Source organism: Klebsiella sp. RIT-PI-d, assembly GCF_001187865.1.
GTDB lineage: Bacteria > Pseudomonadota > Gammaproteobacteria > Enterobacterales > Enterobacteriaceae > Superficieibacter.
Map to the genome: position 1 here is coordinate 1,525,514 of NZ_LGIT01000009.1, position 18,794 is coordinate 1,544,307.

The 18,794-nt window shown below is 54.6% G+C and carries 19 protein-coding genes; 6 read left to right on the top strand and 13 right to left on the bottom strand.

The window, feature by feature from the left end; all coding sequences use genetic code 11:
- The 3 genes from AC791_RS13610 to aspS are packed head-to-tail and all read right to left on the bottom strand — an operon-like array spanning position 1 to position 2,993.
- Entirely contained in the window at positions 1 to 744 is a 744-nt protein-coding gene (locus AC791_RS13610) for a YebC/PmpR family DNA-binding transcriptional regulator (RefSeq protein ID WP_049840955.1), read from the bottom strand.
- A 25-nt stretch (positions 745 to 769) separates the two neighbouring features.
- Positions 770 to 1,222 (bottom strand): dihydroneopterin triphosphate diphosphatase, encoded by a 453-nt coding sequence (gene nudB, locus AC791_RS13615; RefSeq protein WP_148677823.1) that lies wholly within the window; start codon positions 1,220 to 1,222, stop codon positions 770 to 772.
- Positions 1,215 to 2,993, bottom strand: a complete 1,779-nt coding sequence (gene aspS, locus AC791_RS13620; protein WP_049840957.1) for an aspartate--tRNA ligase — start codon at positions 2,991 to 2,993, stop codon at positions 1,215 to 1,217. The genes nudB and aspS overlap by 8 nt, the downstream gene beginning before the upstream one ends.
- Before the next feature lie 253 nt (positions 2,994 to 3,246).
- Here aspS and AC791_RS13625 point away from each other — a divergent pair, with 253 nt between their 5' ends.
- From AC791_RS13625 to cmoB, 5 genes are read left to right on the top strand one after another with little or no spacing between them, the layout of a single operon-like run.
- On the top strand, positions 3,247 to 3,813 hold the full coding sequence (locus AC791_RS13625; RefSeq protein WP_049840958.1) for a hydrolase: 567 nt from the start codon (positions 3,247 to 3,249) through the stop codon (positions 3,811 to 3,813).
- Positions 3,810 to 4,628, top strand: a complete 819-nt coding sequence (locus tag AC791_RS13630; protein WP_049840959.1) for a DUF72 domain-containing protein — start codon at positions 3,810 to 3,812, stop codon at positions 4,626 to 4,628. The genes AC791_RS13625 and AC791_RS13630 overlap by 4 nt, the downstream gene beginning before the upstream one ends.
- A 52-nt stretch (positions 4,629 to 4,680) precedes the next feature.
- Complete coding sequence (locus AC791_RS13635) at positions 4,681 to 5,076, top strand: MAPEG family protein (protein WP_049840960.1); 396 nt, start codon at positions 4,681 to 4,683, stop codon at positions 5,074 to 5,076.
- A gap of 39 nt (positions 5,077 to 5,115) precedes the next feature.
- On the top strand, positions 5,116 to 5,859 hold the full coding sequence (gene cmoA, locus AC791_RS13640) for a carboxy-S-adenosyl-L-methionine synthase CmoA (protein WP_049840961.1): 744 nt from the start codon (positions 5,116 to 5,118) through the stop codon (positions 5,857 to 5,859).
- Positions 5,856 to 6,827, top strand: coding sequence for a tRNA 5-methoxyuridine(34)/uridine 5-oxyacetic acid(34) synthase CmoB (cmoB, locus tag AC791_RS13645; protein ID WP_049840962.1), 972 nt, complete (start codon positions 5,856 to 5,858; stop codon positions 6,825 to 6,827). Before cmoA ends, cmoB begins: the two co-directional genes overlap by 4 nt.
- Before the next feature lie 81 nt (positions 6,828 to 6,908).
- Here the strand turns inward: cmoB and cutC are convergent, their stop codons facing one another.
- From cutC to AC791_RS13660, 3 genes are read right to left on the bottom strand one after another with little or no spacing between them, the layout of a single operon-like run.
- Positions 6,909 to 7,658 carry a copper homeostasis protein CutC gene (gene cutC, locus AC791_RS13650; protein ID WP_049840963.1) on the bottom strand — a complete coding sequence of 250 codons (750 nt, stop codon included), beginning with the start codon at positions 7,656 to 7,658 and terminating at the stop codon, positions 6,909 to 6,911.
- Between the two features lie 10 nt (positions 7,659 to 7,668).
- The gene (locus tag AC791_RS13655) at positions 7,669 to 8,307 is read right to left on the bottom strand and encodes a DUF2238 domain-containing protein (protein WP_049840964.1); all 639 of its coding nucleotides are present in this window, start codon (positions 8,305 to 8,307) and stop codon (positions 7,669 to 7,671) included.
- Between the two features lie 52 nt (positions 8,308 to 8,359).
- Entirely contained in the window at positions 8,360 to 8,932 is a 573-nt protein-coding gene (locus AC791_RS13660; protein ID WP_049840965.1) for a VOC family protein, read from the bottom strand.
- A gap of 192 nt (positions 8,933 to 9,124) precedes the next feature.
- Between AC791_RS13660 and argS the strand changes: the two genes are divergently transcribed.
- A complete protein-coding gene (gene argS / locus AC791_RS13665; protein WP_049840966.1) occupies positions 9,125 to 10,858 on the top strand; it encodes an arginine--tRNA ligase in 1,734 nt (577 codons plus the stop codon).
- Positions 10,859 to 10,918: 60 nt separating this feature from the next.
- Here the strand turns inward: argS and AC791_RS13670 are convergent, their stop codons facing one another.
- The 7 genes from AC791_RS13670 to cheY all read right to left on the bottom strand — a co-directional run bounded on the left by AC791_RS13670 (position 10,919) and on the right by cheY (position 18,783).
- Positions 10,919 to 12,058, bottom strand: coding sequence for a glycoside hydrolase family 88/105 protein (locus AC791_RS13670; protein WP_049840967.1), 1,140 nt, complete (start codon positions 12,056 to 12,058; stop codon positions 10,919 to 10,921).
- 4 nt (positions 12,059 to 12,062) lie between these two features.
- Positions 12,063 to 13,643, bottom strand: coding sequence for an MFS transporter (locus AC791_RS13675; RefSeq protein ID WP_049840968.1), 1,581 nt, complete (start codon positions 13,641 to 13,643; stop codon positions 12,063 to 12,065).
- Positions 13,644 to 13,904: 261 nt separating this feature from the next.
- The gene (gene flhE / locus AC791_RS13680) at positions 13,905 to 14,297 is read right to left on the bottom strand and encodes a flagellar protein FlhE (protein WP_049840969.1); all 393 of its coding nucleotides are present in this window, start codon (positions 14,295 to 14,297) and stop codon (positions 13,905 to 13,907) included.
- Positions 14,297 to 16,378, bottom strand: coding sequence for a flagellar biosynthesis protein FlhA (gene flhA / locus AC791_RS13685; RefSeq protein WP_049840970.1), 2,082 nt, complete (start codon positions 16,376 to 16,378; stop codon positions 14,297 to 14,299). Before flhA ends, flhE begins: the two co-directional genes overlap by 1 nt.
- Entirely contained in the window at positions 16,371 to 17,519 is a 1,149-nt protein-coding gene (gene flhB, locus AC791_RS13690) for a flagellar biosynthesis protein FlhB (protein WP_049840971.1), read from the bottom strand. Before flhB ends, flhA begins: the two co-directional genes overlap by 8 nt.
- A 223-nt stretch (positions 17,520 to 17,742) precedes the next feature.
- Positions 17,743 to 18,384: a protein phosphatase CheZ gene (cheZ, locus tag AC791_RS13695; protein ID WP_049840972.1), complete on the bottom strand. Its 642-nt coding sequence runs from the start codon at positions 18,382 to 18,384 to the stop codon at positions 17,743 to 17,745.
- 9 nt (positions 18,385 to 18,393) lie between these two features.
- Entirely contained in the window at positions 18,394 to 18,783 is a 390-nt protein-coding gene (cheY, locus tag AC791_RS13700) for a chemotaxis response regulator CheY (RefSeq protein ID WP_049840973.1), read from the bottom strand.
- Positions 18,784 to 18,794: the final 11 nt, after the last annotated feature.

Sequence of the window (18,794 nt, forward strand, 5' to 3'; positions counted from 1 at the left end):
TCATTCTAAGGTTGCAGCAACCTCATCAGAAATTTCACCGTTATGGTAAACTTCCTGAACGTCGTCACAGTCTTCCAGCATGTCGATTAGGCGGATCAGTTTTGGTGCCGTTTCGGCATCCATATCGGCTTTGGTAGAAGGGATCATTGAGACTTCAGCAGCATCGGCTTTAAGGCCAGCCGCTTCCAGCGCATCACGCACTTTGCCCATATCTTCCCACGCGGTGTAGACGTCAATTGCGCCGTCGTCGAAGGTTACAACGTCTTCTGCACCCGCTTCCAGCGCCGCCTCCATGATAGTGTCTTCATCACCCTGCTCGAAGGAAATAATGCCTTTTTTGCTGAACAGATAGGCAACAGAACCGTCGGTGCCGAGGTTACCGCCGGTTTTGCTGAACGCATGACGCACTTCAGCAACGGTACGGTTGCGGTTATCAGACAGACATTCAATCATCACCGCGGTGCCGCCCGGGCCGTAACCCTCATAAATGATGGTTTCCATGTTCGCGTCTTCATCACCGCCCACACCACGCGCGATCGCACGGTTGAGGGTGTCACGCGTCATGTTATTAGACAGGGCTTTATCAATCGCTGCACGTAAACGCGGGTTGGCATCAGGATCGCCGCCGCCAAGTTTCGCCGCGGTCACCAGCTCACGAATGATCTTGGTAAAAATTTTGCCGCGCTTAGAATCCTGCGCTGCTTTACGGTGTCTGGTATTGGCCCATTTACTGTGACCTGCCATAAAATTTCTCCAAAAAACCGCCTGTTCAGGCGGTATGAATTATAAATTCTTCGATAGCCTGCCGGTTGCTCCACGACTTGGTCAATGCAGCCGCAGCGGGTGCATCGAGCCAGCGGTAAGTCAGATGTTCAGTAAAAACGATCTGCCGTTCGTGGGGTAGCGCAAGACAGAACCAGGATTCTGTATTGCGCTCAATGCCCGGTGCGTAGCGATGGCGTAGATGACTGAAAATTTCAAACTCTACCGTCCGCTGACAGTCAAGTAAGGTCAGTTGCTCGGCGGCAACATCAATAGTGACCTCTTCATTAACTTCACGCAGAGCAGCCTGCAACGCGGTTTCGCCCTCTTCCACGCTGCCGGTCACCGACTGCCAGAATGCCGGATCGTCGCGTCGCTGCAACATCAGCACCCGTTTCGTGTCCCGGGCATAAATCACCACCAGAACAGAAACGGGACGCTTATAGCGCATATCAGTTATTCTCCGGCGACTCTTTTTTGATAACGTCAATACCCAGCTCGTTCAGCGCAGCCTGATTTGCAAAGCTCGGTGCTTCAGTCATCAGACAAGCTGCCGCGGTAGTTTTCGGGAATGCGATAACATCGCGGATGTTGTCAGTGCCGGTCAGCAGCATGGTCAGACGGTCAAGACCGAAAGCCAGGCCTGCATGTGGTGGCGTGCCGTATTTCAGGGCGTCCAGCAGGAAGCCGAATTTTTCACGCTGCTCCTGCTCGGTAATCCCCAGAATACCAAACACGGTCTGCTGCATGTCGCCACGGTGGATACGTACGGAACCACCGCCCACTTCATAACCATTGATGACCATGTCGTAGGCGTTAGCTACTGCCTCTTCCGGCGCGGCTTTCAGCTCGTCGGCAGTCATGTCTTTCGGTGAGGTGAACGGATGGTGCATTGCGGTCAGACCGCCTTCGCCGTTGTCTTCAAACATCGGGAAGTCAATCACCCACAGCGGGGCCCATTTCGACTCGTCGGTCAGGCTCAGGTCTTTACCCAGCTTGAGACGCAGCGCACCCAGCGCATCGGCGACGACTTTTTTGTTGTCCGCGCCGAAGAAAATCATGTCGCCATCCTGCGCGCCCGTGCGTTCGAGGATCGCTTCAACAATCTCTGCATTGAGGAATTTAGCCACCGGGCTGTTGATGCCTTCCAGACCTTTTGCGCGTTCGGTAACTTTGATGTACGCCAGTCCTTTCGCACCGTAAATCTTGATAAAGTTGCCGTAGTCGTCAATCTGCTTACGGCTGAGGGTAGCACCACCCGGGACGCGCAGCGCGGCAACGCGGCCTTTCGCGTCGTTAGCAGGGCCCGCAAAAACCGCAAACTCAACGTTTTTCAGCAGGTCGGCAACATCCACCAGCTCCATCGGGTTACGCAGGTCCGGTTTATCAGAACCGTAACGGCGTTCCGCTTCCGCGAATGTCATGATCGGGAAATCGCCCAGATCCACACCCTTCACGTCCTGCCACAGGCCGCGAACCAGCGCTTCCATCACCTCGCGCACCTGTTCGGCGGTCATGAAGGAAGTTTCTACGTCGATCTGGGTAAATTCCGGCTGACGGTCTGCACGCAGGTCTTCATCTCGGAAGCATTTCACGATTTGATAATAGCGGTCAAAACCGGACATCATCAGCAGCTGTTTGAACAACTGAGGCGACTGCGGCAGCGCGTAGAATTTACCCTTGTGAACGCGAGAAGGCACCAGATAGTCACGCGCACCTTCCGGCGTGGCTTTGGTCAGCATCGGCGTTTCGATGTCGAGGAAGCCGTGGTCATCCATAAAACGACGCACCAGACTGGTAATTCTGGCGCGCGTTTTCAGGCGCTGAGCCATTTCCGGGCGACGCAGATCCAGATAGCGGAACTTCAGACGCGCTTCTTCGGTATTGACGTGATTCGAGTCGAGCGGCAGTGATTCTGAACGGTTGATGATGGTCAGGTCGGTAGCAAAAACTTCTACTTCCCCAGTCGCCATCTCTTTATTGGTGTTTTTTTCGTCACGCGCACGCACGGTGCCCGTGATCTGAATGCAGAACTCATTACGCAGTTCAGAGGCCAGCTTAAAAGCCTCATCGCGATCCGGATCGAAGAAAACCTGAACGATGCCTTCGCGGTCGCGCATATCAATAAAGATAAGGCTGCCGAGATCACGACGACGGTTGACCCAACCACACAGAGTCACCTGCTGCCCCACGTGGGACAGTCGTAGCTGTCCACAATATTCTGTACGCATGAGATATCCCTTAACTTAGCCGCAGGCTGGTTGTCGCCTGCCTTGCAGGCACTACTGTCGCAGCTTTAGCTGTATGTCACAACTGGATGAAAAAGGGGGCTATTATACTGGAATTTCTGCCTCGCGATAAGCCCGATACGTACTGTAAGCGTGTTTGCTGCGCGGTTATTGCGGATTCTCACAAAAATTAACAAAATTTGTGACGCTAACGTCGTAGGATGAGCGGCTCAGTTCACGAACAACGGAAAATAACATGTTTGAATTAAACGCGAAAAAAACGGCGCTGGTCATCATTGATTTACAGGAAGGTATCCTGCCGTTTGCCGGTGGCCCGCATACGGCTGATGATGTGGTTAAACGTGCTGCGCGGCTGGCAGCGAAGTGTCGCGAACAGGGCGCGCCGGTGGTCACGGTTCGTGTCGGCTGGTCTGCGGATTTCGCCGAGGCGCTGAAACAGCCGGTAGATATGCAGGCGGGCGGCAGCGCGCTGCCGGAAAACTGGTGGCAATATCCCCAGACGCTGGGCAAACAGGATACTGACATTGAAGTGATTAAACGCCAGTGGGGCGCATTTTATGGCACCGATCTGGAACTGCAACTGCGCCGTCGCGGAATTGAGACTATCATTCTGTGTGGCATCTCCACCAATATCGGCGTCGAGTCTACCGCCCGTAACGCCTGGGAGCTGGGTTTTAACCTGGTGGTGGTTGAAGATGCCTGTAGCGCTGCGAGTGCCGATCAGCACCAGGGCAGCATGAGCCATATTTTTCCGCGCATTGGACGCGTGCGCAGCACTGAGGAAGTTCTGAACGCACTATGATTTACATTGGTCTGCCGCAGTGGTCGCACCCCAAATGGGGCCGGCTTGGGATTACCAGCCTTGAGGATTACGCCCGCCACTTTAACTGTGTGGAGGGTAACACGACGCTTTATGCGCTGCCCAAAGCAGAAATAGTTGCGCGCTGGCGCGAGCAGACCAATGACAATTTCCGCTTCTGCTTTAAATTTCCGGCGACCATTTCCCATCAGGCAGCATTACGTCACTGCGACGATCTGACCGATGCGTTTTTGCAGCGCCTGTCGCCGCTGGCCGATCGTATTGGCCAGTACTGGCTTCAGCTCCCGGCCACATTCGGTCCGCAGGATCTGCCCGCACTCTGGCAGTTTCTTGACGGGCTACCGTCTGCATTTACCTACGGCGTTGAAGTGCGTCATCCGGAATTTTTTGCCAAAGGCGAGGCCGAGCAGCACTTTAACCGCGGGCTGAACGCGCGCGGGGTGAATCGGGTGATCCTCGATAGTCGCCCGGTTCACAGCGCCCTGCCCCGCAGCGAAGCGGTGATCAAAGCGCAGAAGATGAAGCCTAAAGTGCCGGTCCATGCCGTGATCACTGCCGACAACCCTATGGTGAGATTTATCGGCAGCGACGATCTGGCTCAGAACCAGGTTTTCTTTGAGGCGTGGCTTAAGCTGCTGCCCCAGTGGACGCAGTCCTCAACGCCGTGGCTGTTCCTGCATACGCCAGATATTGCTCACGCGCCTGAACTGGTCGATACCTTGTGGCCGGCGTTGAAGGCGGCGCTGCCCGATCTCGGTGATGCCCCCGACATCCCACAGCAATCTTGTCTTTTCTGATGACACAACCTGACATAAACTGTGCGGCATACCTGCCTGAAAGGAAATATGTATGGTAAGCGCGCTGTATGCCGTACTGGGTGCGTTGTTGTTAATTAAGTTCTCGTTTGATGTTGCCCGCCTGCGTATGCAGTACCGCGTTGCCTATGGCGACGGCGGTTTTAGCGAGCTACAAAGCGCTATCCGTATTCAAAGCAACGCGCTGGAATATATCCCCGCGGCCTTAATACTGCTGCTTTTTATGGAAATGAACGGCGCAGAAACGTGGATGGTACATCTTTGCGGCCTGCTGCTGCTGGCAGGAAGACTGATGCATTACTACGGGCTGCATCAGCGACTGGGCCGCTGGAAGCGTTCAGGCCTGAGCGCAACCTGGTGCTCTCTGTTGCTAATGGTGCTGGCAAATCTCTGGTACATGCCGTGGGAGTTGGTTTTCACCCTCCATTAGCGCACAATACGCCACTTTTTTTATTTTAGGTTTAACGTTATGTCTGACCGCGACACGCTTTTTTCTGCGCCTATCGCCAGCCTCGGTGACTGGACATTTGATGAACGGGTAGCCGAAGTCTTCCCGGATATGATCCAGCGCTCGGTCCCCGGTTACTCTAACATCATCTCAATGATCGGTATGCTCGCCGAACGTTTTGCCCGCCCTGACACGCAGGTCTACGACCTGGGCTGTTCGCTGGGTGCCGCCACGCTCTCTATTCGCCGCAATATTGCCCACGAAGGCTGTAAAATTATCGCGATTGATAACTCTCCCGCCATGATTGAACGCTGCCGCCGTCATCTGGATGCCTATAAAGCACCCACGCCAGTTGAGGTTATCGAGGGCGATATTCGCGATGTGACCATTGAAAATGCCTCGATGGTAGTGCTGAATTTTACCCTGCAATTTTTGGCCCCGCCCGAGCGCCAGGCGTTGCTGGACAAAATTTATCAGGGATTGAATCCCGGCGGCGCGCTGGTGCTGTCAGAGAAATTCAGTTTTGAAGACGCCAGCGTCGGCGAGCTGCTGTTTAATATGCACCACGACTTTAAACGGGCGAACGGCTACAGCGAACTGGAAATTAGCCAGAAGCGCAGCATGCTGGAAAATGTCATGCTTACGGATCCTGTAGAAACACATAAAGCGCGTCTGCATCAGGCCGGTTTTGAGCACAGCGAACTGTGGTTTCAGTGCTTTAATTTTGGTTCACTGGTCGCGCTAAAAGCTGAGGTGCCGGCATGATTGAGTTCGGCAGCTTTTATCAGCAAATTGCTAAAGGCACGCTGGCCCACTGGCTGGAAACCCTGCCCGCGCAAATTGCCAGCTGGCAGCGCGAGTCGCAGCACGGTCTGTTTAAACAGTGGTCCAACGCCGTAGAATTTCTGCCGGAACTGGCACCGTATCGACTGGATCTCCTGCACAGCGTAACGGCCGAAAGCGAGACGCCGCTCAGTCAGGGTCAGATCACCCGCATCGACACGTTGCTGCGCAATTTGATGCCGTGGCGTAAAGGTCCGTTTTCGCTTTATGGCGTTAATGTTGATACCGAATGGCGCTCCGACTGGAAATGGGATCGCGTGCTGCCGCATCTTTCCGACCTTACCGGCCGTACGATCCTCGATGTCGGCTGCGGAAGCGGTTATCACCTGTGGCGGATGATTGGCGCGGGCGCACAGATGGCGGTGGGTATCGATCCCACTCATCTTTTTCTCTGCCAGTTTGAAGCGGTACGCAAATTGCTCGGCAACGACCGGCGCGCTCACCTGCTGCCGCTGGGAATTGAACAGCTTCCGGCGCTAAATGCGTTTGATACCGTATTTTCGATGGGTGTGCTTTATCATCGCCGCTCGCCGCTGGAACACCTGTGGCAGCTTAAAGATCAGCTGGTGCGGGACGGTGAGCTGGTGCTTGAGACGCTGGTGGTGGAAGGCGATGAAAATAGCGTGCTGGTGCCCGGCGATCGCTATGCGCAAATGCGCAACGTCTACTTTATTCCTTCTGCCCTGGCGCTGAAAAACTGGCTGGAGAAATGCGGTTTTGTTGACGTGCGGATTGCCGATGTATCAGTTACCACCACGCAGGAGCAGCGTCGTACGGACTGGATGATCACCGAATCACTGGCTGACTTCCTCGATCCTAACGACAGCAGTAAAACCGTCGAAGGCTACCCTGCGCCGCTGCGCGCGGTGCTGATTGCCCGCAAACCCTGAAGATAAAAAAAGGCCCCTGTAAATGCAGGGGCCTGGTACAAACAAGCATCATATGGGCGACATGATGCGCGGTAAAAATCGTTAATTCTGTTGGCTAAAGCGGGTAACGATCGCCTTCATTTCTGCCACCGCCCTGCCGTTTACCGCATAACGCTGATACTCATCTGCGTTCGGGTCCGTCGACATGGATAATCCAGGGTTGCGGTAGCGCATTGGTGAAGGGTTCCACCCACCGGCGGAGCTGTGAACCTCTTTTACGCCTGCATTAAGCAGCATATCGAGGTTGCCAGCGCGGACGCCAGATCCGGCCATAATGATTGGAACACGCGAACGGCTAATAAGTTCCGCAATTAATAAAATTCCTTTTTCAGCCGTAGGCTGCTGGCCGGATGTCAGAATGCGTGAGACACCTAATTCTTTAAGATTATCAAACGCCTGATAAGGATTAACACACATATCAAATGCGCGGTGAAAAGTAACCGCCAGCGGACCCGCGGCTGCCATAATCTGCTTCATTCGGCCGTAATCGACATTACCGTCTTCGTCCAGTACCCCCGTCACTACGCCTGCGAAGCCCATTTCCCGCACGGTGCGAACATCGTCGAGCAGGACGGCAAATTCACCGTCGGTATAGCAAAAGTCACCGCCGCGCGGTCGTATAATCGGATGAACGGGAATGGTGACCTGCTGGCGAACTGATTTCAGCACGCCGTATGATGGCGTTAGCCCTCCTTCCAGCGGCGCAGCGCAAAGCTCAATGCGATCCGCACCGTGATGCTGCGCGCTAATCGCGCACTCCAGGCTGTAACAACAAATTTCCAGCAACGCCATTTTCTCTCCTTTAGTCCTTTACTGTTGTTATTAAACGGTGATGCAAAAGCTGACGCGTGTGCCAGCCGGCAAGGATAAGTACGGTGGTAATAGCCCCCAGCAGGGCACAAAACATATCGGATTGCGTGTCCCACGGATCGCCCTGGGTCCCGAGAAAATCATCTGCCCCCTGCCCCATCGCCAGCGCCGCCCACCACTCAATCAGCTCATAGGTTGCGCTGATAGCAAGCGCAATGCAGCAGACGATAAATGCCAGCATTTTTTTGCCACGGACGATCCGTCCGCGCAGCAGAATTTCACGCGCTGCCAGCGCCGGCACCAGCCCCTGAAAAAAGTGCCCCAGTTTGTCGTAAGGATTACGGCTTAAGCCGAACCACGCCTGCACGTCAAAACCTATCGGTACTTTTGCATAAGTGTACATTCCGCCAACGATCAGAATAACGGCGTGAAAAAAAATCAAAACATACAGCAGCGGCGTCAGAGGATAGCGCCGCCGGGCCAGCAACAGGAGCGGGATCGCGATTACGACCGGCGTGACTTCCATCATCCATGTGGCGCTGTCTTTTGTCGCCATACCCGTGTAAATCAGCAGTAATAGCAGGATCGCAACGCCGGTTTTCATCAGCAGCGGACTCAGGGTTGAAGTCATAAGTATGCCCTTAGCATAGAAATGTTAACTATCCGTCCTGTACGGGAATTTTTCAATTTTCCGACGATGTTTCACTGGCTACGATGGCCTCAATAGACCAGGGATGAAATTTAAGGGTGACCTTGCCGTCGGTCACCGCCAGCGTGGGGTTCGGCAGACGCTCATGTTCACCTTTTGGCGCACTGGTTTTCACCGCAATCCCCGGCTGGCTGAGGCCGTTATCGGACAGCAGCGCCAGCGCCCGGGCATTAAGGGTTTCTGGCGCACCCGGCAGAACAATTTCTACGTGCTCCCACCCTTCATGCGGATAGCGCTTTTCGCCTGGCCACGGCAGTTCCACCACCGTAAAGCGCCAGTGGGCAACTTCAACAGGTTCTGCCAGTTTAAAAAGACAGATTGCCCGGCCGTTGATTGTGTTTTCCGATAGTAGCTCACCGCATTGTTCAAAACCGCGCCGCCAGCGTTCGGCCGTTGTATTTTGATGACAGCGCAGCGAAATATGATCGGCATCCAGCGGTGCGATATTCAGCCCCAGTCGGGCGCTTAGCTGTGCCAGCGCCTGGGTAAAACGCGGCAGGTCCGCAAAAATATCCTGCAATTCGTCAATTGTCTGCCAGTGGGCCATGTCTTTGCCTGAAGTCGTCTTTAAAAACGGTAATTTACCCTGTCGTCGCATGCTTACCAACCTTTGATTATGTTGCTTCGGGCCGATGCTGACGCTCTGCGTCAAATGCAGTATAATGCCGGGCTAATTTTTCTCATGTCAGCGCGGCGCGGGTTATTCAATGTCGTCACGCCATCAACGTAAGGTATTCCGGTGAATATTCAGGCTCTTCTCTCAGAAAAAGTCAGTCAGGCTCTGATTGCTGCAGGTGCGCCCGCAGATTGCGAACCGCAGGTTCGACAGTCGGCGAAAGTCCAGTTCGGCGATTATCAGGCAAATGGCGTCATGGCCGTTGCCAAAAAACTGGGCATGGCACCGCGACAACTGGCAGAACAGGTCCTGACTCATCTCGATCTTAACGGTATTGCCAGCAAAACTGAGATCGCCGGACCGGGTTTTATTAATATCTTTCTCGATCCCGCCTTCCTGTCAGCACAGGTTGATGATGCGCTGAATTCTGCGCGTCTGGGAATTTCTCAACCCGCGCCGCAGACCATCGTGATTGATTACTCTGCGCCTAACGTGGCGAAAGAGATGCACGTGGGCCACCTGCGTTCCACCATTATTGGTGACGCGGCGGTGCGCACGCAGGAGTTCCTCGGCCATAACGTCATCCGTGCGAACCACGTCGGCGACTGGGGCACCCAGTTCGGTATGCTGATTGCCTATCTCGAAAAACAGCAGCAGGAAAACGCGGGTGAGATGGCACTGGCGGATCTGGAAGCCTTCTATCGCGATGCCAAAAAGCACTACGACGAAGATGCAGCGTTCGCTGAACGTGCCCGTGGCTACGTGGTTAAACTGCAGGGCGGCGACGCGTATTGCCGTGAAATGTGGCGCAAGCTGGTGGATATCACCATGGCACAGAATCAGATTGCCTATCAGCGTCTGAACGTTACCCTGACCCGCGATAACGTGATGGGTGAAAGCCTGTATAATCCGATGCTGCCGGGCATTGTTGCCGACCTGAAAGCCAAAGGGCTGGCCGTTGAGAGCGAAGGTGCGACCGTCGTCTTCCTCGACGAATATAAAAATAAAGAAGGTGAGCCGATGGGCGTCATCATTCAGAAAAAGGATGGCGGCTACCTCTACACCACCACCGATATTGCCTGCGCAAAATACCGTTATGAAACGCTGCATGCCGACCGCGTGCTGTATTACATTGACTCCCGTCAGCACCAGCACCTGATGCAGGCGTGGACAATCGTGCGCAAAGCCGGTTACGTTCCTGAGTCTGTGCCGCTGGAACATCACATGTTCGGTATGATGCTGGGCAAAGACGGTAAGCCGTTTAAAACCCGCGCGGGCGGTACCGTGAAATTGTCCGATCTGCTGGATGAAGCGCTGGAGCGCGCCCGTCGTCTGGTGGCAGAAAAGAACCCGGACATGCCCGCTGAAGAGCTGGAAAAACTGGCCAATGCGGTCGGTATCGGCGCGGTGAAATATGCGGATCTGTCAAAGAACCGGACTACCGACTACATCTTCGACTGGGACAATATGCTGGCCTTCGAAGGTAATACTGCGCCGTATATGCAGTATGCCTATACCCGCGTGCTGTCCGTTTTCCGTAAAGCGCAAATTGATGAGCAGCAGTTGCTGAAGACTACAGTCCGTATCAGTGAAGATCGTGAAGCCCAGCTTGCTGCGCGTCTGCTCCAATTTGAAGAAACGGTTACGGTCGTTGCGCGTGAAGGTACGCCACACGTTATGTGCGCCTATCTGTACGATGTTGCCGGTCTGTTCTCAGGTTTCTATGAACACTGCCCTATCCTCACCGCAGAAAGCGAAGACGTGCGTAACAGCCGCCTGAAACTGGCCTTGCTGACGGCGAAAACGCTGAAGCTGGGGCTGGATATGCTGGGGATTGAAACGGTAGAACGGATGTAATATCCAGTAAAAACGGTGCCTGAGGGCACCGTTTCTGTTTTACCGCTTCTTGTCTTCACCTCAGAAATATTTGCGCAGATACTCCGTCAGGCACAAATTCGCCATCGCCTGCCCATAGGGCATTGAAGTCAGCGGGATCTGACGGTAGAACGCCAGATTTGATCCCATGCCCGTCCCAAAGGAGGTTTGCATTAACTCGCCTTCCGGGGAAATGTGCGCCACGATTCCCTGAATCGCTTTTTCAGCAACATCCGCATATTCCGGTCCGACATAGCGTTTACGCAGCGCTTTGAGTATCCCGTAGGCGAATCCTGCGGTGGCCGACGCTTCAGGATAGGAGTGAGGATCGTCGAGCAGCGTATGCCACAGACCGCTGTCATCCTGGCATTTCGCCAGCGCGGCTATCTGCACATTGAGTACCTGCACCAGATAGCGATGGACGGCATTGTTGGCGGGTAGATCCAGAAGCTCAAGGAAATCCGGGATAACCATCGTTAACCAGCTATTGCCACGCGCCCAACGGGCCCTGGCAAAATTATGATGACCTTCATAGTTCCAGCCGTGGAACCACAGCCCGGTTTCCCGGTCCATCAGATTTTGCACGTGCAGCAGAAATTGATAGCTCGCTTCTTCCACATACTCAGGGCGGTTTAATAACGTGCCAATTTTGGCCAGCGGCAGAACAGTCATCATCAGGGTATCGTCCCACATTTGCTGATGATTCTCTTCCGCCAGCGTAATGTGTTGCATTCCGCCGTAGTCAGTGCGCGGCATCTCGTACATTGCCCATTCAGCCCAGCTCTCCAGCCACGGCAGGTACGCCGGATTATGATCCTCCTCATAGCGATACGCGAGGGTCAGAAACGGTGCCATCGTATTAACATTTTTGGTGGTCGCACCCTCGGCAAAACGCTCGGTGAACCAGCCATCGATAATGTCGCGCATCTCCAGATCGCCGGTCTGCTGATAGTACTGCCAGATACCGTAAAGCCCCACGCCGTGCGTCCACTCCCAGCCCGCCCAGCCTTTGGTATCGATCACCCGCCCGTCGTCAAGCCGCAGCAAGAATTCACCGCTTTCATCGTGAATATTGACCAGATTATGCGTGACTTTCTTGATCAGTGCTTTCAGCTCTTCCCTGGTGATAAAGCGCTCAGGCTGACGGAGTAACGCGCTATAAGTAACAGGCCAAACCTTCATATCCTTAACCTCTGTTGTATGTCGAATTCAGTGGAACACCCTGACCGGGCGAATGCGCAGCAGGTTTATTACGATTGAGATAACCAACGTTGTTATTGCCCCACAGCGACTCATAAGGCAGACCGGCAAGCATTTCGACCGTCGCGCGCGCCTCGGGCGTGATGTACGCCAGCGCATGTCCCGCTTCACGCATTTTCCGGGTTTCTTCACGCAGAACGCTGTGGGTTTTAAGATTCAGTTTAAAGCGCAGAGAGACCAGAAAACCGCAGGCAAGTACCCCAATCGTCCCTGTGCTCAGGATCAGCAGAATGGTATGACTGACCTCCGGCGGCTGAATTTTTTGCCCGGAGACAAAGCCAGAGAGTTGCATAATAATGCCCACCAGCATGACCGCTCCGGCCTGAGATGCTTTACGCGTCAGGGTCATGATGCCGGCGAAAATGCCCTCGCGGCGCTGTCCGGTGATCACTTCATCAACATCAGCGATATAGGTATAAATATTCCACGGTACATAGTTAATCCCGCCGCGCCCCAGCCCGGCAATGGCGGAAACCAGCAGCAGTAACGCATAAATATCGCTCAACCCGGCATAGTAGAGGAGGGCAAAAGAGAGTGAGGCGAGGCCGAACAGTACGATCACCATCCGGTAGGAGGGAGCCGGGCCAAAGCGAATACACAGCGGGATCATCGCAATAACCGCGAGGAACTGACAAATGGCCATGGTGCCGAGCAGGTTTGAGGCCAGCGAGGCATCCTGTAACAGAACAAAGACCACATAGTAGGTAAAAACCGCGTTAAAAACGTCCTGCGCGATGTAGCCGCCAAGATACATACCCAGATGCTGGCGAAAGATTTTAATACGCAGCGTCGAGGTGAGTTCAATGACCAGCCGGTGAATACTCTGCCCAAAGGTCAGGCTGCGTTTTTCTTCTTCAGCACGTAGCGCGGCTGCGGTCCACTCTTCCCGGGGCCGTTCCCAGGTGAAACACCACACCAGTGTCAGCATGATCGCGCACAGTACGGAGAACACCAGACTTGCGTAAAAGAAGGAGATCGGATTGTCTTTACCAAATGCGCTTAGCAGGACACCTGGCAAAAAAGACGCGAGAATGGCTGACATCTGCGCCATTGAAATGCGTGCGCCAGAAAATTTGGTTTTTTGTTTAAAGTCGTCAGTCATTTCCGGCACCAGCGTTTCGTACGGTACCAGGATCATGGTGTATACCACGTCAAAAACCAGATAGCTCAGCAGGTAATACCAGAAACTCATATCGCCAATCCACATCAGTGAATAACTAAAGACGCAGGGAATACCGAGCAGAATAAAGAATTTGCGTCGGCCAAAACGCCTGCCGAGCCAGGTGGAGCCGAAGTTGTCGGTCAGAAAGCCCATCAGTGGACTGACAACCGCATCCAGTATCCGGGCAATCGCAAAAATGAAGGTGGCTTCGATAGGCGTTAAGCCACAAAAGGTGGTGTAGAAATAAAGAAGCCATGCGGCGGTAAGCGCTGTCGTTCCTGCGCCAAGAAAGTCGCCTGAGCCGTAGGCGAGGTAGTTCATAACACCTGGTTTACGTTTTTCCATTGCCGTACCCTGATTTTATAGTGGGATGCCCCGGTAACCGGGCTTCGCCAAAGGGAGTTAATACACGGCTACAGTAAAAGTATGCAGAAAGGGTTACCTTTTTGTTTTTGCCATCCCATTCCTGTAAATGGCAAAATTACAAAGAGACGCGCCACGAAGCTCACTGATTTATAAAACAGTGTTTCTTTTGCATCAAAAGGACGGGTCAAAAATGCGAGCCAGCCATCAGTTTTTACTGATGACCGGTGAAAAAGAGTGCAATCAGCGGTAGTTAACGATGACCTGATTGCTGGACACCTGGAGCGAAGGCATCAGCCGTCCGCCGCCGGGCACGTCCCAGACAAAACGCAGCGGTTCGATGGCTGGAACGCCGGTTAGTCCGCGAGTGACGCCGCTCTGCCCGTCCAGCGGCACACAGCGGCTTTGAGAACACAGGCGCACATTTAGCCCGGCAGGTGTCGGGCCATTGAGCGTATAGCGCCAGGCAACCAGGGTCATCAGACCGTTTACCGGTTGGGTGGAAACCAGCGGCGCTGACGACGCGGCCACGCCGCGCTGATTCAGCGTCACCCCCCGCCCGCTGGCCTGCCATGCCCCTTCACCCGCCGCCATGACGCTAAACGGCAGCAAAAGCAGCCATAATAAGTGGCGCATTACTTGCCTCCGATAGTCGCCGTCATGCGGATATTACGGTTGTCCGACAATTCCATATTCGACAGCACGGTCAACTGCGGCAGGCTGCGGCGCAGGAAGCGGGCCAGCAGCGGACGCAGCGCGTGGTTAACTAACAGCACCGGCGGTGCGCCCAGCATTTCCTGACGGCTTAATGCTTCCTGGGTTTGCGCCAGAAGACGATCGGCAAGGCCCGGCTCCAGCCCACCGCCACCCTGAAGCGCCTGAAGCAGCAAACGCTCCAGCGGGGTGTCAAGGCCGATAACCTGAACTTCACCGGTCCCGGGGAACCACTGTTGGGTGATTGCGCGACCCAGCGCCACACGCACGACGGCCGTCAATTCATGCGGATCGTTTTGTATCGGCGCATGTTCTGCCAGCGTTTCCAGGATGGTGCGCATATCGCGGATGGGAATTTTCTCTTCCAGCAGATTTTGCAGCACTTTATGGAGTGTGGTCAGCGTGATGACGCCCGGGACTAAATCTTCAGTAAGCTTTGGCATCTCCTGCGTTACGCGCTCAAGCAGCTGCTGCGCTTCCTGACGTCCAAACAGCTCGGCCGAAAACTGGCTGATCAGATGATTGAGATGGGTTGCTACCACGGTACTGGCTTCAACCACGGTAAAGCCCTGAATTTGTGCCTGCTCTTTCAGCGCGCTCTCAATCCAGATAGCGGCCAGGCCAAATGCTGGATCGACCGTCTGTTCGCCGGGCAGGGTTCCCGCCGCCGTACCGGGGTTAATCGCCAGCCAGCGGCCTGGATAGGCATCACCGCTGCCAATTTCGACCCCTTTCATCAGAATGCGATAACGCGCCGGAGGCAGATCCATATTGTCCCGGATATGAACGACCGGCGGCAAAAAGCCAAGATCCTGGGCGATTTTCTTGCGAATGCTGCGAATACGACCCAGTAACTCGCCATCCTGCTGAAAATCTACCATCGGAATGAGGCGATAGCCCACTTCCATTCCAAGTGTGTCTTCAAGCTGGACATCGCTCCACGTTGCTTCAGCCGCCGGGGCCGTTTCCGCCATTTTTACCGGTGATGACGGCGCGGCAACGGCTTTCGTTTCCCGACCGCGCGCCCACCATGCCAGTCCCAGCAGGCCAGCCGTGAACAGCAGAAAGACAAAATTTGGCATCCCCGGCACCATGCCCAACAGGCCCAGTACCCCGGCGCTCAACATCATGACGCGCGGATTATTAAATAGCTGGGTCACCATCTGCTCACCGACATCCTGCTCGGTGCTGACCCGGGTTACGATAACGCCGGCAGCCGTAGAGATAACCAGCGCCGGGATCTGCGCCACCAGCCCGTCACCGATAGTCAGCAGGGTGTAGGATTCCGCCGCCTGCGCCATCGGTAACCCGTGCTGCAACACCCCGACCAGCAGGCCGCCAATCACGTTGATGACCATGATCAGGATCCCGGCGACCGCATCACCGCGCACGAATTTACTTGCACCGTCCATCGAACCGTAGAAATCGGCTTCCTGAGTCACATCCGAGCGGCGCTTTTTCGCTTCGTCTTCACCAATCAGTCCGGCGTTCAGATCGGCATCAATGGCCATCTGTTTGCCCGGCATCCCGTCCAGCACAAAACGCGCACCCACTTCCGCAATACGTCCGGCCCCTTTGGTAATGACCATGAAGTTGATGATAACGAGAATAATAAAAACTACGATACCGATAGCAAAATTGCCGCCGACAAGAAAGTGGCCGAAGGCTTCAACCACTTTTCCCGCCGCCGCACCGCCGGTATGACCGTCCATCAGGATAATACGCGTTGATGCCACGTTGAGCGCCAGGCGCAGCAGCGTGGTAAACAGCAGAATGGTTGGAAATGCCGCGAACTCCAGCGTGCGCTGAGTAAACATCGCCACCAGCAACACCATGATCGACAGCGCAATGTTAAAGGTAAACAGCATATCCAGCACAAAGGCGGGCAGCGGCAATACCATCATCGACAGGATCAGTAAAATCAGTACCGGTCCGGCCAGCACCTGCCATTGGGTCGATTTCAGGTTGTTGGGCAGTCGTAACATTGCCACCAGGTTAGCCATCAGTGTCCTTCTCATTCATAAAATCCAGCGCCTCTGGCACCGGAAGATTTTCAGGTTTTTGCGGGCGTTGCCCACCCGCCAGTCGCCAGCGTTTAAGCTGCCAGACCCAGGCCAGCACTTCCGCAACGGCCGCATAGAGCTGGCCTGGAATTTGCTGACCAATTTCTGCATGTCGGTAAAGGGCACGCGCCAGCGGCGGCGCTTCCAGTACCGGCACCCGATGTTCAGCCGCCAGCTCGCGGATGCGCAGCGCCACCAGCCCCGCCCCTTTTGCCACCACTTTCGGCGCGCTCATTTTGCTTTCGTCATACTGCAACGCCACCGAGTAATGGGTGGGGTTAGTCACGATCACGTCCGCTTTCGGCACATCGGCCATCATCCGTCGCCGGGCCGCCGCCCGCTGCATCTGACGAATGCGCCCCTTCACGTGCGGGTCGCCTTCGCTTTGTTTGAATTCGTCACGAATGTCCTGGCGTGACATACGTAGTTTTTTAATATGACTGTGGATTTGCCAGAAGACATCGAAACCCACCATCGGGATCACCCCGAGGGCCACCAGCAGTGCGCACAGGCCAACCAGATTTAGCGCATTACCCATCGCCGTTAACGGCGACTGGCTGATTAAATGCATCATATCCGGCCAGTGTGACCAGAGGTAAAACCCGGTCACACTGCCTACCAGCGCCGCTTTCAGCAGCGCTTTCACCAGCTCCGCCGCCGACTGCGCAGAGAACATGCGTTTAATACCGGGTAAAGGATTGAGTTTATCGAGCTTTAAGGAGAGCGATTTTCCGCTAAATACCAGACCGCCAAGCATCACCGGGCCAATAAGCGCCACCACGACCACCCCGGCGATCAGCGGTAAAAGTCCCAGCATCGCCTCGCGGATCAGGAGGATAATTTGCCCGAGAATGAGATTCGGATCGTTGATGATACGGTGATCAAAGCGCAGTCCCGATGACAGCAGCGCCGCCAGCCTGCGTGCCAGCGATTCGCCGCCAATCCAGATAATGCAGACGCCGACCAGTAAGATCAGCAGCGAGGTTAACTCGCGGGATCGGGGGATCTGCCCTTCCTCACGCGCTTTTTCAAGTCGCTGGGGTGTGGGGGATTCTGTTTTGTCGTCGTTATCTTCAGCCACGCGTTCTATTCATCCTGCTTTACCCGCAATCATGATGCCAGAATCGCTGCGGGCTAATGCGCTGAATAGCTATGCGAAAAAGGGCCTTTTCAGGCCCTTTAAGGTTGATGACAAATCCGGCTTGCCGTTTCGCCAAGTGTGACTTTACTCTGCCCCTGAGCGGAAAAAATATTAATATCAATACTTTATTAGCTACAGGCAGACATGTGCTGACGCAAAACGGTTAAAAGCCCAGGCTATCCAGCAGGTCGTCCACCTGATCCTGACTGGCCACCACGCCCACTTTAGAGGCGTCAACCTGCGGACCGTTGAGCAGGCTGTCGTTCTCACGTTTTGCTCGCGCGCCCGGCTCCGGCATGTTCTCCAGCAGCACCATTAACAACTGACGCTCAATTTCCTGGATAACGTCCATCATTCGCTTGATGACCTGCCCGGTCAGATCCTGGAAGTCCTGCGCCATCATGATTTCCAGCAGCTGCGCGTTGGTAAAGCTGGTGTGACCCGGCACGTCGGCCAGGTAACTGCGCGTATCGGTCACCAGTTCGCGTGCATCGGCCAGCTCAATGGGATTTTCAAACCACTCATCCCAGCGCCCGGACAGCGCTTTGGCCTGCGTTTCCATCTGATTCTGGTGAGGCTGTGACAGCTCCACGCAGTTCAACGCGCGTTCGGCCGCCTGCGCGGTCATTTGCACAACATAATCAAGACGATCGCGGGCATCAGGAATCGCTTCCGCCGCTTCGGCAATCGCCTGGTCCAGACCCAGTTCACGCAGACTGTCGCGCAACATACGGGTTAAGCTACCGATGCGGGCAATAATATCCCCGGCTGAATGTTCTTCAGCAAGATTAAAAGATTGCATCATAACAATTCCTTACATGCCAAGTTTCTCGAAAATCTTATTCAGCTTTTCTTCCAGAGTGGCTGCGGTAAATGGTTTAACGACGTAGCCGCTGGCCCCCGCCTGCGCGGCCGCAATGATATTTTCTTTTTTGGCTTCTGCCGTCACCATCAGTACCGGCATGGATGACATTGCGCCGTCAGCACGAATGGTTTTTAACAGCTCCAGACCGTCCATGTTGGGCATGTTCCAGTCGGAGATCACAAAACCGAAACCACCCGCCTGCAATTTATTCAGTGCGTCAACGCCGTCTTCTGCTTCTTCAACGTTGTTAAAACCCAGCTCTTTAAGCAGGTTACGCACAATGCGACGCATGGTGGAAAAGTCATCCACAACCAGAAACCTGAGCTCTTTATCCGCCATAAAATACTACT

Bases quoted from the DNA above. Each gene is read 5' to 3' on its own strand.
- AC791_RS13610 (WP_049840955.1), bottom strand. From the start codon at position 744: ATGGCAGGTCACAGTAAATGGGCCAATACCAGACACCGTAAAGCAGCG.
- aspS (WP_049840957.1), bottom strand. From the start codon at position 2,993: ATGCGTACAGAATATTGTGGACAGCTACGACTGTCCCACGTGGGGCAG.
- AC791_RS13625 (WP_049840958.1), top strand. From the start codon at position 3,247: ATGTTTGAATTAAACGCGAAAAAAACGGCGCTGGTCATCATTGATTTA.
- AC791_RS13630 (WP_049840959.1), top strand. From the start codon at position 3,810: ATGATTTACATTGGTCTGCCGCAGTGGTCGCACCCCAAATGGGGCCGG.
- AC791_RS13635 (WP_049840960.1), top strand. From the start codon at position 4,681: ATGGTAAGCGCGCTGTATGCCGTACTGGGTGCGTTGTTGTTAATTAAG.
- cmoA (WP_049840961.1), top strand. From the start codon at position 5,116: ATGTCTGACCGCGACACGCTTTTTTCTGCGCCTATCGCCAGCCTCGGT.
- cmoB (WP_049840962.1), top strand. From the start codon at position 5,856: ATGATTGAGTTCGGCAGCTTTTATCAGCAAATTGCTAAAGGCACGCTG.
- cutC (WP_049840963.1), bottom strand. From the start codon at position 7,658: ATGGCGTTGCTGGAAATTTGTTGTTACAGCCTGGAGTGCGCGATTAGC.
- AC791_RS13655 (WP_049840964.1), bottom strand. From the start codon at position 8,307: ATGACTTCAACCCTGAGTCCGCTGCTGATGAAAACCGGCGTTGCGATC.
- AC791_RS13660 (WP_049840965.1), bottom strand. From the start codon at position 8,932: ATGGCCCACTGGCAGACAATTGACGAATTGCAGGATATTTTTGCGGAC.
- AC791_RS13670 (WP_049840967.1), bottom strand. From the start codon at position 12,058: ATGAAGGTTTGGCCTGTTACTTATAGCGCGTTACTCCGTCAGCCTGAG.
- AC791_RS13675 (WP_049840968.1), bottom strand. From the start codon at position 13,643: ATGGAAAAACGTAAACCAGGTGTTATGAACTACCTCGCCTACGGCTCA.
- flhE (WP_049840969.1), bottom strand. From the start codon at position 14,297: ATGCGCCACTTATTATGGCTGCTTTTGCTGCCGTTTAGCGTCATGGCG.
- flhA (WP_049840970.1), bottom strand. From the start codon at position 16,378: ATGGCTAACCTGGTGGCAATGTTACGACTGCCCAACAACCTGAAATCG.
- cheZ (WP_049840972.1), bottom strand. From the start codon at position 18,384: ATGATGCAATCTTTTAATCTTGCTGAAGAACATTCAGCCGGGGATATT.
- cheY (WP_049840973.1), bottom strand. From the start codon at position 18,783: ATGGCGGATAAAGAGCTCAGGTTTCTGGTTGTGGATGACTTTTCCACC.